This is a genomic window from Nocardia sp. NPDC101769, from assembly GCF_044766925.1.
In the GTDB taxonomy this organism is placed as follows: Bacteria; Actinomycetota; Actinomycetes; order Mycobacteriales; family Mycobacteriaceae; genus Nocardia.
The window spans coordinates 1-1,057 of the sequence record NZ_JBIWMX010000156.1 but is presented as its reverse complement, the minus strand read 5'-3'; the positions used below and the strand labels follow the sequence as shown (position 1 = coordinate 1,057).

Here is a 1,057-nt window from a genome sequence, read left to right as displayed (position 1 = left end):
ACGACATAGGCGTCCGCACCGGATGTCTTGGATGTTCTCCATCGGGAATCGTGGGGAGCGATGCCCGAACTCGGCGAACGCCTTGCCAGCCAACGGCTTTCCGAGGACGGCAACAATATCGGTGTGCCACTACCCTCGGATGAGATCGCGCCTGTCGAGGTTCCCGCGGAACTCCCCGAGCTTTGGGCGGATTCGAGTTCCGCCGCGAACGACAGGCGGCAGCCCGGGTACTCACTGCACTGCATCGAAGTGACGCGCTACGTCCAGCCGATGACGAGCGGTATCTATGCCGGGCGCCTGTCGAGGTGGGCGCCGATCTGGGAGCGGGTGCCGAGGCCGAGTTTGTGTTTCATCTGGGCGATGTAGCGGCCGATGGTGTTCTCGGTGAAGAACAACCGGTTGGCGATCTGCTTGTTGGTGAGCCCGTCGGCGACCAGCCCCATGATCGCGGTCTCGGTGGTCGTCAACGCCGGGAGATGGCCGCCGCGGTGGCGGCGGGCTTCGTGGATCAGGGCCGGGCTGTGGGCGTCCAGGTGTGAGCGGCCGGTGGCGAGGGCTTTGACCGCGTCGCCCAGGGCCAGGTCGGTGAGGTCTTTGATGATGTATCCGGCCGCGCCGGCGTCGACGGCGGCTGCCATCGCGTCGGGGTCGGTGTCCGAGGTCAGGATCAGGCAGCGAGTCACCGCGCCGGTGGCCTGCGATTGCCGGCACAGGTCGAGGCCGTCACCGTCGGGCAGGCGGGGGTCGATGACAGCCACGTCGGGCTCGAGGCCCGACAGCAAGGTCATGGCCCGGGCGAAGGTGTCGGCTTGGCCGACCACGGACACGGCCGGATCGATCTCGAGCAGGTCGGTGACAGCGTCACGGACGGCGCGGTTGCTGTCGATCAGCACCACGCGCACAGGATGGCGCCGCGAGGGCGGCGGGCGCACGAGACCGGAATGGGTGTTCATCGCTCCACGATCCGCCGTCGAGGCGGGCATCACACGATGCCAACGACACCTCGGGTCGGGACCTTCGACACCGAAAGGTCCACCGCTGGGGCGCGTTCGTAAAA

General features: G+C 67.4%; 1 protein-coding gene. It reads right to left on the bottom strand.

Going from position 1 to position 1,057, the window contains the following annotated elements; translation table 11 throughout:
* Positions 1–284: 284 nt before the first annotated feature.
* Entirely contained in the window at positions 285–953 is a 669-nt protein-coding gene (locus ACIRRA_RS46105; protein ID WP_402782539.1) for a response regulator, read from the bottom strand.
* Positions 954–1,057 lie beyond the last annotated feature (104 nt).

Excerpts from the sequence above, each read along its gene's own strand:
- ACIRRA_RS46105 (WP_402782539.1), bottom strand. The coding sequence starts at position 953 with ATGAACACCCATTCCGGTCTCGTGCGCCCGCCGCCCTCGCGGCGCCAT.